The organism is Vibrio penaeicida, assembly GCF_030689305.1.
Lineage (GTDB): Bacteria > Pseudomonadota > Gammaproteobacteria > Enterobacterales > Vibrionaceae > Vibrio > Vibrio penaeicida_B.
In genome coordinates, this window is record NZ_JAUYVM010000013.1 from 56,846 (window position 1) to 71,025 (window position 14,180).

Annotated in this window: 13 protein-coding genes; 10 read left to right on the forward strand and 3 right to left on the reverse strand. The window is 44.6% G+C overall.

The genetic code is table 11. From position 1 onward, the window contains the following. Positions 1–35 precede the first annotated feature (35 nt). Genes Q8W40_RS19425 through araD form a run of 6 tightly spaced genes read left to right on the forward strand, consistent with a single transcriptional unit; the run spans position 36 to position 5,266 of the window. Positions 36–1,166: a lactonase family protein gene (locus Q8W40_RS19425; protein WP_305399537.1), complete on the forward strand. Its 1,131-nt coding sequence runs from the start codon at positions 36–38 to the stop codon at positions 1,164–1,166. Positions 1,167–1,216: 50 nt separating this feature from the next. Then, positions 1,217–1,396, forward strand: coding sequence for a hypothetical protein (locus Q8W40_RS19430; protein ID WP_305399538.1), 180 nt, complete (start codon positions 1,217–1,219; stop codon positions 1,394–1,396). After that, positions 1,393–3,042 carry an FGGY-family carbohydrate kinase gene (locus tag Q8W40_RS19435; protein ID WP_305399540.1) on the forward strand — a complete coding sequence of 550 codons (1,650 nt, stop codon included), beginning with the start codon at positions 1,393–1,395 and terminating at the stop codon, positions 3,040–3,042. The genes Q8W40_RS19430 and Q8W40_RS19435 overlap by 4 nt, the downstream gene beginning before the upstream one ends. Further along, positions 3,039–3,689, forward strand: coding sequence for a 3-dehydro-L-gulonate-6-phosphate decarboxylase (locus Q8W40_RS19440; RefSeq protein WP_305399542.1), 651 nt, complete (start codon positions 3,039–3,041; stop codon positions 3,687–3,689). The genes Q8W40_RS19435 and Q8W40_RS19440 overlap by 4 nt, the downstream gene beginning before the upstream one ends. 1 nt (position 3,690) lies before the next feature. Next, positions 3,691–4,569: an L-ribulose-5-phosphate 3-epimerase gene (locus Q8W40_RS19445; protein WP_305399544.1), complete on the forward strand. Its 879-nt coding sequence runs from the start codon at positions 3,691–3,693 to the stop codon at positions 4,567–4,569. Then, a complete protein-coding gene (gene araD / locus Q8W40_RS19450) occupies positions 4,562–5,266 on the forward strand; it encodes an L-ribulose-5-phosphate 4-epimerase (RefSeq protein ID WP_305399546.1) in 705 nt (234 codons plus the stop codon). The genes Q8W40_RS19445 and araD overlap by 8 nt, the downstream gene beginning before the upstream one ends. A gap of 79 nt (positions 5,267–5,345) precedes the next feature. On the opposite strand, the gene Q8W40_RS19455 is transcribed toward araD, so the two are convergent. Beyond that, on the reverse strand, positions 5,346–6,362 hold the full coding sequence (locus tag Q8W40_RS19455; protein WP_305399548.1) for a serine hydrolase domain-containing protein: 1,017 nt from the start codon (positions 6,360–6,362) through the stop codon (positions 5,346–5,348). Between the two features lie 184 nt (positions 6,363–6,546). Continuing rightward, positions 6,547–7,131 carry an NAD(P)H-dependent oxidoreductase gene (locus tag Q8W40_RS19460; RefSeq protein ID WP_305399550.1) on the reverse strand — a complete coding sequence of 195 codons (585 nt, stop codon included), beginning with the start codon at positions 7,129–7,131 and terminating at the stop codon, positions 6,547–6,549. Between the two features lie 230 nt (positions 7,132–7,361). On the opposite strand from Q8W40_RS19460, the gene Q8W40_RS19465 reads away from it, so the two are divergent. Beyond that, positions 7,362–7,829, forward strand: a complete 468-nt coding sequence (locus tag Q8W40_RS19465) for a hypothetical protein (protein WP_305399552.1) — start codon at positions 7,362–7,364, stop codon at positions 7,827–7,829. Here the strand turns inward: Q8W40_RS19465 and Q8W40_RS19470 are convergent, their stop codons facing one another. Then, the gene (locus Q8W40_RS19470; RefSeq protein WP_305399553.1) at positions 7,830–8,333 is read right to left on the reverse strand and encodes a YgjV family protein; all 504 of its coding nucleotides are present in this window, start codon (positions 8,331–8,333) and stop codon (positions 7,830–7,832) included. It lies immediately after the preceding gene. 181 nt (positions 8,334–8,514) lie between these two features. Here Q8W40_RS19470 and hrpA point away from each other — a divergent pair, with 181 nt between their 5' ends. The 3 genes from hrpA to Q8W40_RS19485 all read left to right on the forward strand — a co-directional run bounded on the left by hrpA (position 8,515) and on the right by Q8W40_RS19485 (position 13,911). Next, complete coding sequence (hrpA, locus tag Q8W40_RS19475; RefSeq protein ID WP_305399554.1) at positions 8,515–12,432, forward strand: ATP-dependent RNA helicase HrpA; 3,918 nt, start codon at positions 8,515–8,517, stop codon at positions 12,430–12,432. 198 nt (positions 12,433–12,630) lie between these two features. Then, positions 12,631–13,086, forward strand: coding sequence for a porin family protein (locus Q8W40_RS19480; RefSeq protein ID WP_101113726.1), 456 nt, complete (start codon positions 12,631–12,633; stop codon positions 13,084–13,086). Between the two features lie 345 nt (positions 13,087–13,431). Beyond that, complete coding sequence (locus tag Q8W40_RS19485; protein WP_101113728.1) at positions 13,432–13,911, forward strand: outer membrane beta-barrel protein; 480 nt, start codon at positions 13,432–13,434, stop codon at positions 13,909–13,911. The last annotated feature ends 269 nt before the right edge of the window (positions 13,912–14,180 follow it).

A 14,180-nucleotide genomic window follows, 5' to 3' on the forward strand; every position in this document is an offset into this window, starting at 1 on the left:
TTACATTTATTTCAATAAGTTATTTAGGTATTAATATGAATTTAGAGAAAGATTATCAGCTGGTTATTGGAACATACAGCGATATTAACGCGCTAGCCCATCAGCCTTACTCACCAAAACCGGGTGAAGGTATCTATTGCGCGACGTTGACGAAGCAAGGAAAACTAGTGGTTAATGGTTCAGTAGAGTCGTTAAACCCAGCGGTTCTTATCCCAGGAACAGACAAAAAATACCTGTACGCTATTTTAGAAACAATCCGTGAAAACGGCACAATCGTTCAATATGAAGTTCAAGAAGATGGTTCGCTAAAAGAGCTTTCTAGCTTCGAAGCAAATGGAAAGTCGACATGCTATTTGTCTTTTTCACCCAATAAAGATGCGGCTATCGTCATCAACTACTGGGACGCCATTATTGATGTTGTCGACGTAGATGAGAATGGGCAGCTAGGTGAGGTTATTCAAACCTTCAAACAGTTTTACCGCCCTGAAACCGAATGGCGACAAGTGGAAAACCGCGAAGACCATTGGGGTAACCGTCAGGTCGGCCCTCATGCACATTGCGCGCACTTTTGGCACGACTGGGTTTTCATTCCTGATCTTGGTGAGAACGCTGTATTTCAATACCGCTGGGATGCTGAAAGTCGCCAGTTAACTCGTGAAACATGGATAGAGTTCGAACCGGGTTCAGGCCCTCGCCACATGGCTATGCACCCAGACTTAGACATTTGCTACGTATCAAATGAGCTGTTTAACACCGTGTGTGTTGCTGAGTTAGACAAGTCGGAGCCTGCTGAAGTCAAACCGCGTCTAATACCGATTCAGTACGAGTCGACTCTGGATAATCACGATCAAATTAGTTACGTATCAGAGATTAAGTTGTCACCAGATGCGAAATTTCTTTACGTTTCAAACCGAGGCGATAACTCCATTGCTGTGTTTAAAGTTCAAGAAGGCGGAAAGTTAGAGCGAGTCGATATCACTTCGACGTATGGAAAATTCCCGCGACACTTTGCCATTTCTCCTTGCGGGCACGCTGCGATTATTTCAAACCAAGATTCAGGGAATGTGATTGTCTTTTCGAGAGATATCGAAACCGGTCTAATCAAGAAGACAGATGAAATCATCGAGGTACCAGCTCCCAATTATATTCGCTTCTTGGCGCTGTAAATCAAACATCGAATATAGCCAAGAATCGTCGCTAAGATATAGAGACAATTATGTATACCAAACTTAAACCCTCTGTTTTAGATCCACATTTAGCTTTAGAAGTCAGTTCAGCTTTAGAGATAAATACAGTTTTAGAGCCAAGTTTCGCTTTAGAAACACACTTACCGTTGCCAACATTTTTGTTGTCTTCGAACTTATTGGTTGCAAAAGAATCGGAAGGTGCGTCATGAGCTATTGGTTAGGTGTGGATTGCGGCGGTACTTACCTAAAAGCGGGTATCTACGATAAATATGGGAAAGAAATGGGTGTCGCACGTGAATCCCTTGAACTTATTTCTGATCAATCTGGTTGGGTTGAAAGAAGTACTTCACAGTTATGGTCTTCGACCTGCTCGGTGATCAAAAAGGTGCTTGCCGACACTCAGATAAACTCGGACCTCATTCAAAGCGTTGGTATCTCTGCTCAAGGGAAAGGGTTATTTTTGTTGGACAAAAATGATCGACCAATGGAGCGAGCGATCTTATCGGCCGACCAGCGGTCGATAGACGTCGTAAAAAGGTGGCAGAGCGAAGGGATACCTCAAGCTATCCACCCGAGAACAAGGCAAACCCTGTGGACAGGGCATCCTGTATCTATCGCTCGTTGGCTTAAAGAACAACGCCCAACACAGTACGGCCAAATCGGCACCGTGTTCATGAGTCACGATTATCTGAGATGGTGCCTCACAGGTGAAAAGTATTGTGAGATCACCAATATTTCTGAATCCAACTTATACAATTTTGATACTCAAGCTTACGATGCAGAACTGGCGGACATCCTTGGGATTCCAGAAATTATAGAGGCGTTACCACCGATTATTGGAGCAACGGATATAGCCGGAACCGTCACGAAATCGGCATCCATCATGACAGGGCTTAAAGAAGGCACTCCGATTGTGGGTGGTGTGTTTGATGTTGTTGCCACCACCATTTGTTCCGGCGTTAGGGATAATAGCGCTTTAAACCTAACAATGGGGACGTGGTCTGTAACAACGGGTGTAACCGATAGCCTGTTTGAGGTTCGCGATGCCAATCAAAAACCGCATGTTATCGGGCATCATGCGCAAAAAGATGAATACATTACTCACGATGCCAGCCCGACGTCGGCAGGCAATTTGGAATGGTTTACTGAACTATTCGCGGATGAAAATTTTGGTGAGATAAATCACTCCATACGTGAGTTGCCTAAGTTGAGCTCAGAGCTTCTGTTCGCGCCCTTTATCTACGGATCAAATGCAGGGTTGGGGGTTAAAAGTGGTTTTTATGGTATTCAATCACTCCATACCAAACCACACCTATACCAAGCCATTTATGAAGGGGTCGTGTTCAGCCACCTTTCGCATCTTGACCATGTCAGGCTTCTGTATCCTGATCTCAAACATCTAGTTGTGTGTGGCGGTCCTGCTCGCTCTAAAGAGTGGATGCAGATATTGGCAGACGCGAGCGGCTTACCTGTTTTACTGCCAAAAATTGAAGAAACCGGCTGTTTAGGCGCGGCTATCGTCGCGATGGTAGGAAGCCAAACTTATTCTTCGACCAGTGAAGCGATGGACGCCATGAACATTGAAGAAGAAACGGTTTTGCCAGACGACGCAGCCTTTGAGAGTTATCAAGTAAAAAAGAAAAAGTATCGCGTTTATGTCAAATCGTTAGCGCAGCTTGAGAACGACTTAAGCCATATTTCTTCGGGGCAGGCTTCTTCGAGTCTAGTTTCTTCTCACTTAGGTTCTTCGCGCCAAGTTTCTTCCCACTTAGATTCTCCGAGCCAAGTGTCTTCGAGTCAGGTTACTTCAATCAATATTTCATCAGACAAATCCAACCAAGGAGAGTTGTCGTGATCCCTAAATTACAAGTCGCACTCGATGTGACAACCGAAGCCGAAGCGTTGAGTGCAGCCAAAGCGTTGGCACCTGTGGTAGATGTGCTAGAGGCAGGAACCCTGATTTGTTTTGCCGAAGGAATGTCTGTCGTTCGTTCGCTGCGATCGCAACACCCAGACAAACCATTGGTAGTCGATATGAAGCTTGCCGACGCAGGGCGAGATTTAGGCGAGATGGCGTTTAAGTCGGGCGGAACGTTACTAACGGTGATATGCGCGGCTCCTTTAGCCACGATGGAAAGCGCATTAGAAGTCGCAAAAGAGTATGGCGGAGACATCCAAATTGAACTGTTTGGAGATTGGACCTTTGAGCAAGCTCATGAATGGCGAAAACTGGGCATTTCCCAGGCTATTTATCACCGCGGAAGAGATGCTCAAGCTAAGGGGCAAACTTGGCTTCAAGAAGATTTAGATTGGTTACAGCGAATGTGCGATATGGGATTTAACATGTCTGTGACGGGAGGTATTACTCCAAAGCTATTACCCATATTCGAACATCTACCCATTGATACCTTTATTGCGGGCCGAGCACTTTTGTCTGCACCTGATCCGCAAAAAGCCGCCATCTCATTCAAAGAAACACTGAATTCACTTTGGAGAAAATAGCATGACGTACGTTGACTCCTCACGCACCCACCCAATCGGTATTTACGAGAAGGCTTTACCTGCGCAATTAACTTGGCCGGAAAGACTGGCTTTAGCCAAAGCCTGTGGTTTTGATTTTGTCGAAATGTCGGTTGATGAAACGGATGAAAGGCTTGCTCGCCTAGACTGGACAAAGGAAGAACGCAAAGCGCTGGCGAGTGCGATTATTGAAAGCGGTATTCGTATCCCGTCTATGTGCTTATCAGGGCACCGTCGGTTTCCATTTGGAAGCCACGACTCAGACGTTCGACAGCAAGCTTATTCCATCATGGAAAAAGCCATTGTGCTTGCCCAAGATTTGGGGATAAGAACCATACAGCTGGCGGGTTACGATGTTTACTATGAAACACAAGATGAAAGTACGCTCGCTCATTTTGAAGAAGGGTTAAAGTGGGCGGTTGATTTAGCCGCCAAATCCCAAGTGATGCTTTCGGTTGAAATTATGGATACCCCTTTCATGAGTTCAATCACTAAGTGGAAAGCATGGCAACAGAAAATCGACTCCCCGTGGTTTACGGTTTATCCCGATGTTGGAAATCTCTCTGCTTGGGGGAACGATGTGGAGGCGGAACTGGAATTGGGCATGAATCAGATAGCCGCGTTACACCTTAAAGATACACTTGCGGTGACCGATACATGCGTGGGTCAATTTAGGGATATTCCTTTCGGAGAGGGCTGCGTTGATTTTGTCGGGGTGTTCAAGACACTAAAACGCTTGAATTATCGCGGCAGCTTCTTAATCGAAATGTGGACAGAAAAAGCCGATGAGCCAGTGAGTGAGTTGATTAATGCTCGACGCTGGATGGAAGACAAAATGGTGCAAGGAGGATGGAATGTATAAAGCATTAAAAGAGGAAGTCCTTGAAGCTAATCTAGCACTCCCGAAGCACGGACTCGTGACGTTTACATGGGGAAACGTGAGTGCCATTGACCGCCAGCTTGGTGTCATTGCGATTAAACCTTCAGGGGTTGAGTATGATGTGATGAAAGCCAATGACATGGTGATTGTCGATTTGGAAACGGGATCTGTGGTTGAAGGTGACAAGAATCCATCATCGGATACGCCTACGCACCTGTGCTTGTACCGCGCTTTTTCTGATATTGGTGGAGTCGTACATACTCATTCGCGTCATGCCACCATTTGGTCTCAAGCAGGTCTTGATATTCCGGCCTGGGGCACGACTCATGCGGATTACTTTTATGGCTCAATCCCTTGCACGCGTAAGATGTCTGAAGAAGAAATAAAGCGAGATTATGAGTGGGAGACAGGGGAAGTCATCATTGAAACGTTTAAAAACCGTCAACTGAATCCGAACCAAATGCCAGCGGTATTGGTGAATGCTCACGCGCCTTTCGTTTGGGGGAAAGACGCAAACAGTGCCGTTCATAATGCGGTTGTGTTAGAAGAAGTCGCATACATGGGGTTATTTTCTCGTCAGCTAACGCCTCAACTCAGTTCGATGCAGAAACCACTGTTAGACAAACACTATTTAAGAAAACATGGAAAAAATGCCTACTATGGGCAATCCTCGAAGTGAAGACTAATACGCTAAAGTGACTTTCACTTAGGCAAAAAGGTAAGTTGAATTTATTTTCCCTTACCTTTTCACAAAATTGCTACTTAGAAATCGTGTCTTCCATCAAATCAAAGACCAGCTTATCCATAGCGGGTTCCTTGAATTTCGACATACCTGTAGTGTTAGATAGCGCCACGAAGCCGACTTGGTTTTGAGTGTCCAGCAACATACACGAGCTGTATCCTCCGGTGCCACCGTTATGAAAGTAGAAATGTTCGCCTTTATCTTTCAAATTCAATACAACCCAACCTAATGCATGGGACGCGTTGGCATCTTTAAAAACCGGCTGTTTTTGGAACTGAAACACCGAGTTGCTCGAATCAAAGCAAGAAAGCACGAATGCAGAAAGGTCTTCTACGGTAGAAAGAACCGCTCCAGCACCAGACAGAATACCAAGATCCCAGTTTGAAACGGGTCGACCCTTTCCATCTAATCCCTGAACAAGCCATGGCTTCAAAGCAGCCAAATTAGTGGTAGATCGCGTCATTTTGAGTGGTTCAAACAACGCTCTTTGAAGCAGATCTTCATAAGATGTTTCCGCCACACGAGACAAGGTATACCCCAAAAGACCTGCCCCGAGATTGGAATACACATGCTTTCTTTTAGCGCTGAGCTTAAGTCTATTTTCTAGGTAATTCAGTAGCTGAGGTTCTTGATACTCTTTGTAAGGGTCTTGAGGATTTTTAAATAGAGCGCTCCAAATTAACCCAGGTGGCAATCTTGGTAGCCCAGATGTGTGTGATGCGAGTGCTTTATAGGTAATCGTGGCACCGTTTTTAAATGGAACAGGTATCGCTGAGTTGATCGCATCATCAATCTGAACATCACCTCTTAGTATCATGTCGCAGAGTAAGTAGCTGGTGAAAACTTTCGTGATAGACCCAATCTCAAAGACGGAATTCTGATTTATGGCGGGTACTACCGTTCCATTTTGCTTCTTAGCACCATAAAAATCGACGTGACCATGCGCTACTTTCGCGATCGCCAATTCGTTGTTGTCGTTAAATGGGGAGAGAGTGCTCTCGATAGTTTCTATGTCTTGTTTGGTGAAGCTCATATTCATGACCCTAAGCAGTGAAACGAGAAAAGAACAGAAGTAGCGACTTAGGTGTGCAGTGTATTTTGTCTTGTTTGGATGTGAAGGTACATCGGGGAGGGTTAATGGTGAGTTAAGAGACACAAAAAAAAGCCCACTTAAAAGTGGGCAAAGACAAGGTTTTTATGTTGGTGGAAATAGGGGATTACAATGTTGGAAGCTGTTCTTTTGCGTTGGTTAACTCTTGGCTGGCGAGTTCCTCACCCATGCTTAGCGCTTCGGCATACACAAAGTTGACGTTGTGGATGCCGACAAATCCGAGCGTCGTTTTTAAATAGCTGGTGACGATGTCGTTTTTTGTGTCTTTGTGCACACCACCGCGAGTCGTAATAACCGTGGTTTCTTTTACGTTGGTCAGCAAACCTTCCGGTCCATTTTCAGAATATTGGAACGTCACACCAGCGCGAGCAATCAGGTCAATCCAGTTTTTAAGCTGGGTCGGTACAGTAAAGTTGTACATTGGCGCAGCGATGATCAATTTGTCTGCTTGTTTAATCTCTTCAATTAATTGGTTTGAGGTCGCCAAGATGTTTTGTTGTTCTTCCGTTAAGTCTTCGCCTCCACCAAATGCCGCTAATACATTGTGATCGAGAATAGGTAACGGGTTTTCCGCTAAATCGCGAATAACCACATTTGTTTCAGTTGCGTTTTTTGCGATAACGTCAATCAGCGCATTTGATTGAGAGTAAGCGCCTAGAATGCTTGATTTAAGAATCAGTACTTGAGCCATTTTTTGTCCTTTATTTATCTATTTTCGTTTTAGGTAACGGGAATAAGCTCACTTTAGGAGATTGCTAAGGCTAAGATAATGCTGCGCTAACGATGAAGTCGTTCAATTTTTTTGAAGGAGTTTGAGCGAGACGTTCCATTGCTCAAATCGCATTTGACCCGACTATAGGTTTAGGGTTCATACTTGCATTTCGAGTGGCTGATGCTGCTGAAAAATATAAGGGGTTAACGATGGATAAGAGTACGACTAAGCGAACAGCTCAAGAAGAAATGATGTTTAGATTAGGCATTTCCAACGAAGATAGGATTTTTTGCGAACATGTAGAGCAATGCCTATTTCCAATTTCAGATTTTGACCATAAATCACATATAAGGTTGGCGTACCTATATTTAACTCAATACGGTGTAGAAGACGCGGTAATTAAAGTACGAGAAGTATTATTCAACTTATTGAAATACAATGATATTGAGCCACTAGGGAAATATCACGAGACGCTAACCAAAGCGTGGCTTTTAGCGGTTAAACATTTCATGAATAAAACGGAGAAATGCACGACGGCGGATGAATTTATCAAACATAATCCGGCGCTTTTGGACACCGCAATTATGATGACGCATTACAAAAAAGAGACGCTATTTTCCGCTCGCGCAAGGGCGGAATTTATTGAACCCGATTTGTTACCGATTCCAAGGAATTAGTTACGTAGTGGCGCTGTTTTTATAGTAGTGACGATAATAACCAATAAGATTACTGCTGATAAAAAGCACTTCCATCAAAACAGCGGTTGGAGAACCAACAACGTAGTTATGTATCAGCCAAAAACTGGTACCAATGAGCATCAATTCTCTTAGCTTCTTATCGTCTTTATTGAATGCAGCAACGGTTTGAAACATAGAGCCTAAACAGCTAAGAACACTTGTTATCCCTGAGAAAGTGACGACAGTAGCAATAGCGGATGTGCCGCAGAAAAGGGTCATCAATTTTGGAGACGTTGAGAAAATACTGGTGAGATACCGAATGGTGGCAATAAGCATCAAGCTTGCGGCTGTCCACTGTTCTAGCAGTATGAAATGGCTGGAAATCAAAACTCCAGCGCAGAACAGGCAGCCAACAATTTTTTTTCGCTCTTTGAATTGAAATGACATCAGGTCAAAAACAATGGCAAAACCCACCAATACCTGAGACAACATGAAAGCAGACATGAGCAGTCCTTTTGCGTAATTTGTTAGCAAAACTATCAGCTTAATGATTGATTGGTCAATCGCATATTTCTTAGATTGTTACGCAGTTATTTCTGTAGCGCTTTTGGATTTGGAGCATTGTCTTACTCATGTGATACAATCGCGCCAGTTTTGAAAGACAATAAATAAAGAAGGTATCGCTTTGACCTCGTCACAGCAAAATGCTGCCGAAAATCATGCGCCTAACAGCCCATCTAAGTTAAGAGCTGCATTAAAAGAATGCATGATTAAAGACCGTTTTCGTTTTAGCCGACGAATTCAGGGTGCCAGCAAAATCAAAAAAGAAGAATCACGAAACGCTGCGTTAGACGACATCGCACTTAACATTGCGAAGTCCATGATGACGGTGCAGCAAAGATGTTCGCAACAACCGACAATCGAATACCCAGAAATCCTCCCAGTCAGCCAAAAGAAAGATGTGATTGCTAAAGCGATTGCAGAAAACCAAGTGGTGATCGTGGCGGGTGAAACGGGATCGGGCAAAACCACTCAGCTTCCCAAAATTTGTGCAGAGCTTGGTCGTGGCAAATACGGTTTGATTGGTCACACTCAGCCAAGGCGATTAGCTGCGCGTTCAGTGGCAAACCGAATCGCGGAAGAAATGGAAACCAAGCTGGGAGAGTTTGTCGGGTATAAGGTTCGCTTTAACGATCAAATTTCCGAGAATACACAAGTTAAGCTGATGACAGACGGTATCTTGCTGGCAGAGATTCAGCACGACCGATTCTTGAATCAATATGACACCATCATTATCGATGAAGCGCACGAGCGAAGCCTGAATATCGATTTTATCTTGGGTTATCTTAAGGAATTGCTTCCACGTCGCCCTGATCTGAAAGTAATTATTACGTCTGCGACCATCGATCCCGAACGTTTTTCTAACCACTTCAATGGTGCGCCTATTGTTGAGGTGTCTGGACGAACGTATCCGGTAGATACGCGTTATCGTCCACTTTCAGGTGATGATGAAAACGATCGCGACCAACTTGAAGGCATATTTGAAGCTGTAGACGAGCTCTGCGATGAGGGATTGGGCGATATCCTGATCTTCATGAACGGCGAGCGCGAAATTCGCGATACGGCTGATGCGTTAGGTAAGCGTAATTTACGTGATACAGAAATTGTTCCTTTGTATGCGCGATTGTCGGCCGGTGAGCAGAACAAGATATTTCAACCTCATGCCGGTCGCAGAATTGTGTTGGCAACCAACGTAGCAGAAACATCATTAACCGTGCCGGGCATAAAATACGTTATCGACCCGGGCACTGCGCGTATTAGCCGATACAGTTACCGAACGAAGGTACAGAGGCTTCCTATCGAACCGGTTTCGCAAGCAAGTGCAAACCAACGTAAAGGTCGATGTGGTCGTGTTGAAGAAGGTATCTGTATTCGCCTGTATTCGGAAGAGGATTTTGAATCTCGTCCTGAATTTACCGATCCGGAAATCCTAAGAACGAATCTAGCGTCTGTTATCCTTCAAATGACAGCGCTGGGGTTAGGTGATATTCAAGCATTCCCGTTCGTAGAAGCGCCAGACAAACGCAACATTCAAGACGGTGTAAGGCTACTTGAAGAACTGGGTGCGATAAACGATAAAGCGAACGATCCCAAGAAGCGTTTAACGGCGTCTGGTCGTCAGCTTGCTCGGTTGCCGATCGATCCACGTTTGGCTCGAATGGTCCTAGAAGCACCTAAGTATGGCTGTTTGAAAGAAGTGATGGTCATTGCTTCTGCCTTATCGATTCAAGACCCGCGTGAACGCCCGTCGGAAAAACAGCAGTCGTCTGATGACAAACATCGTCGCTTCTTCCATGAAGAGTCGGACTTTTTGACGTTTGTGAATCTTTGGGATTACATCCAAAAGCAACAGAAGGCTTTAACAGGCAATCAATTCCGTAAACAGTGTAAGCAAGACTTCCTGAATTACTTACGGGTGCGTGAGTGGCAGGATGTGTACTTCCAAATCCATCAAGCCATGCGCGAAATGGATTTCAAACTGAATGACGAACCTGGAAATTACCAATCGGTTCACAGCGCCATTTTGGTCGGTTTGCTTTCTCATATTGGCGTAAAAGATCAGGAAAAGAGCGAATACCAAGGCGCGCGCAACGCCCGATTCCACATTTTCCCTGCATCGGGTCTATTTAAAAAGCAACCGAAGTGGATCATGTCGGCAGAGCTGGTTGAAACCTCCAAACTCTGGGGGCGTATTATTGCCAAGATTCAGCCCGAATGGATTGAACCATTAGCCAAACACCTGATCAAGCGCAGCTATAGTGAACCGCACTGGTCGAAGAAACGTGCTGCGGTAATGGCTCATGAAAAAGTCATGCTTTACGGCGTGCCTATCGTGCCTAAACGTTTGGTGAACTACAGCAATATAGACAGCGTGATTAGCCGCGAGATCTTTATTCGAAGCGCACTTGTAGAAGGTGAGTGGGAAACCAAACACGCATTCTTCAAGCAAAACCGAAAACTGCTTCAAGAAGTGGAAGAGTTGGAACACAAATCGCGCCGTCGAGATATATTGGTCGATGACGATGAGCTGTTTGATTTTTACGATCAGCGTGTTGGAACAGAGGTTGTGTCGGGACGTCATTTCGATACGTGGTGGAAAAAAGCGTCGGCTGAAAATAAAGAGCTGCTCAACTTTGAAAAAGAGATGTTGTTCAAAGGCGATGCAAGCCACATCACCGATTTGGATTACCCAAACTTCTGGCACCAAAATGGGCTTAAGCTCAAGTTGAGCTACCAGTTTGAGCCGGGCGAAGACAGCGACGGGGTAACCGTGCATGTTCCACTGCCGATTCTTAACCAAATTGAGCCTGCAGGCTTTGATTGGCAGATCCCCGGTTTAAGACACGAATTGATTGTTAGCCTAATTAAAGCGTTGCCGAAAACGTTGCGTAAAAACTTCGTACCTGCTCCTAACTATGCCGACGCATTCTTAGCGCGTTCTACCGCAATGGAAGCGCCATTGCTCGACTCGTTAGAAAAAGAGCTGAGACGGATGACGGGCGTTGAAGTATTACGCGATGATTGGAACTTGGAGCAGGTGCCAGACCACCTAAAAGTGACATTCCGAGCGGTCGACCATCGAAATCGCAAGTTAAAAGAGAACCGCGATCTTCACGAGCTGAAAGAAAGTTTGAAGGACAAAGTTCAAGAAACCCTTTCCAAAGTTGCTGATGACGATATTGAGCAACAAGGTCTGCATACGTGGAGCTTTGGCGAGTTGCCAAAAGTCTACCAGCAGAAGCGAGGCGGTTACGATGTGAAAGCCTTCCCCGCTATTGTGGACTCTAAGGACAGCGTTGAAATCAAACTGTTTGAAACCGAGCAAGAACAAATCTCGGCGATGCGCGCAGGTCAGCGCCGTTTGGTCTTGCTCAACGTGCCTTCTCCGATTAAATACTTGCACAGCAATCTACCGAACAAGTCAAAGCTTGGTCTGTACTTCAACCCGTATGGCAAGGTGTTAGACCTGATTGATGATTGCATTGCCTGTGGTGTTGATAAGCTGATTGAAGAGCAGGGCGGCTTGGTTTGGGAATCTGATAAGTTCGATGCACTTAAGGAGCACGTAAGAGCAGAGCTAGACGATACAGTGGTGGATATTGCTCAGCAGGTTGAAACGATTCTTACCACGGCGTTCAATATCAACAAGAAGTTAAAAGGCAAAATTGATTTTACGATGGCCTTTGCGCTTTCAGATATTAAAGCTCAAGTAGAAGGTTTGATATTTAAGGGCTTTGCAACTGAGTGTGGTTGGAAAAAGCTTCCCGATATTTTGCGTTACATGAAAGCGATAGAACGCAGAATGGAGAAGTTGCCGATAGATCCGAATAAGGATCGACTGCACATGTTGAAGATTGAGTCGGTAACGAACGACTACAAAGAACTGCTGAACAAGATCCCTAAGGGGGTTGCGGTTCCAGATAACGTTAAAGAAGTCCGCTGGATGATTGAAGAATTGCGAGTAAGCTTCTTTGCGCAGCAACTGGGTACGCCATACCCGGTATCAGACAAGCGAGTGAAAAACGCAATTTCCGAATGTTGACCTCGTTCAGATTGCTGATCTCGTGTGAGGGCAATGTTCGACCGAAGCGTATTAATTTTGACCAGGAATTCTATTTCTGGTCTATTATTTGCAGGACAATGATTAAGCTGACGTAAATACGACTGTTGTTTTAATGTGTTGCGTCAATTCACCGGGGATAAATCGTTATTCTCTGATCATGTATTTGAGGGAATGGAAATGAAAAAAACATTGTTGGCTCTAGGTTTAGCGAGCATTGCGGCAACAGCCAGCGCGGATTCTTTTTTCTATGCTGGTGGTAATTTCGGTCAGTCTGATTTCGGCAGCGGCACCGACAAAGAAACGGCATATGGTTTCCACGTGGGTACCGGCATATTGCCGATCTTAGGTCTGGAAGGCGGATACTGGAGCCACGGAAACGATACTCGCTCACTATTTGTTGCAGCAAAACCAAGTATCGATTTTGGTCCTCTTCATGTTTACGCCAAAGGTGGCCTGCATTCATGGGACCGCGATAATGGCGGAGATGGTACTGGGTTGATGTACGGAGTGGGGGCAGAATATTTCCTCGTCGACAATTTGTCTCTTGGTGGTTCATGGCAATCATTCAACCGTGGCGACAACTTTAACGACATTACTTCGTTTACTGTTACAGCAACGTTCCACTTCCTGTAAAAGACGCTTAAGCCGCACAGGAAAGTAACGCAATTATGTAAAATGCCAGCCTTAGGTTGGCATTTTTATTTAGCCCTCTATATGTTCACTAAGAAGGGTATATATCTATGTAAAATACAGAGATTATTTAAAAAGTTTTACATCTTAGTATGGCGAAATCCTGTTGTTAATCTTAGAATAAGCCCGCCTCAGGTACTATTGAGTATCTTCTTAACGAAGAACTATATTCAAACGACTTTTTATAGGTTTTTTGGGTATGTTTTTGTGGTTCATGATGAATCATGGTTGTAATCAAAAGCGTGTGTAGCGGGAAGGCTTGCACGATCTTAATTAAAGTTGTACGAAATGAAAAAAACACTTTTAGCTTTAGCACTAATGGGCGCAGCAACGACTGCAAACGCGGATTCATGGTTGTACGGCGGCATTAACGCTGGTCAATCTGATCTCGATGGCAACACAGCAACCGCGGTAAGTGCCCATGTAGGTACGGGTATTCTTCCAATTATTGGCGTAGAAGCTGGTTTTTGGAACCACGGTAAATTTGATGGTGGTACAGAAGCAAATTCTGTTTACGCCGCTCTAAAACCAAGCATCGATTTTGGTCCTTTGCATGTCTACGCGAAAGGCGGTTTGCACAACTTCAAACTGGACAACAACGGCACCAAAGCTGGCGACGGCACAAAGTTGATGTACGGTGTTGGTGTTGAGTATTTTGTTATCGATATGCTGTCTGTAGGTGGTTCATACCAGCAGTTCAAATTCGATGAGAACAACATTGATTCAATCGGTTCATTTACGCTGAACGCTACGATTCACTTCCTGTAAGTTAATCAATCATATTTGAAGCCCTCTGAGAGGTCAGAGGGCTTTTGTTTTTTTCTGCAATCCTTATCTAAAGACCACTAGGGTATAACCCACCATTACCTCTCCTAACTGGCGGATTTTTGGTGAAAAACTTCACTCGCTTACGTACTAAATCAAATAAGAAAGTTCTTTATAAAATCGGTTGGATATTAAGAGGTGGGGGTATAAAATTGCCTCACTGTTATGTGTTCTATCTCATAAATTACCTCGTTCAGAGGGAGATTTGTGGA

Bases quoted from the DNA above. Each gene is read 5' to 3' on its own strand.
- Q8W40_RS19425 (WP_305399537.1), top strand. From the start codon at position 36: ATGAATTTAGAGAAAGATTATCAGCTGGTTATTGGAACATACAGCGAT.
- Q8W40_RS19430 (WP_305399538.1), top strand. From the start codon at position 1,217: ATGTATACCAAACTTAAACCCTCTGTTTTAGATCCACATTTAGCTTTA.
- Q8W40_RS19435 (WP_305399540.1), top strand. From the start codon at position 1,393: ATGAGCTATTGGTTAGGTGTGGATTGCGGCGGTACTTACCTAAAAGCG.
- Q8W40_RS19445 (WP_305399544.1), top strand. From the start codon at position 3,691: ATGACGTACGTTGACTCCTCACGCACCCACCCAATCGGTATTTACGAG.
- araD (WP_305399546.1), top strand. From the start codon at position 4,562: ATGTATAAAGCATTAAAAGAGGAAGTCCTTGAAGCTAATCTAGCACTC.
- Q8W40_RS19455 (WP_305399548.1), bottom strand. From the start codon at position 6,362: ATGAGCTTCACCAAACAAGACATAGAAACTATCGAGAGCACTCTCTCC.
- Q8W40_RS19460 (WP_305399550.1), bottom strand. From the start codon at position 7,131: ATGGCTCAAGTACTGATTCTTAAATCAAGCATTCTAGGCGCTTACTCT.
- Q8W40_RS19465 (WP_305399552.1), top strand. From the start codon at position 7,362: ATGGATAAGAGTACGACTAAGCGAACAGCTCAAGAAGAAATGATGTTT.
- Q8W40_RS19470 (WP_305399553.1), bottom strand. From the start codon at position 8,333: ATGTCTGCTTTCATGTTGTCTCAGGTATTGGTGGGTTTTGCCATTGTT.
- Q8W40_RS19480 (WP_101113726.1), top strand. From the start codon at position 12,631: ATGAAAAAAACATTGTTGGCTCTAGGTTTAGCGAGCATTGCGGCAACA.
- Q8W40_RS19485 (WP_101113728.1), top strand. From the start codon at position 13,432: ATGAAAAAAACACTTTTAGCTTTAGCACTAATGGGCGCAGCAACGACT.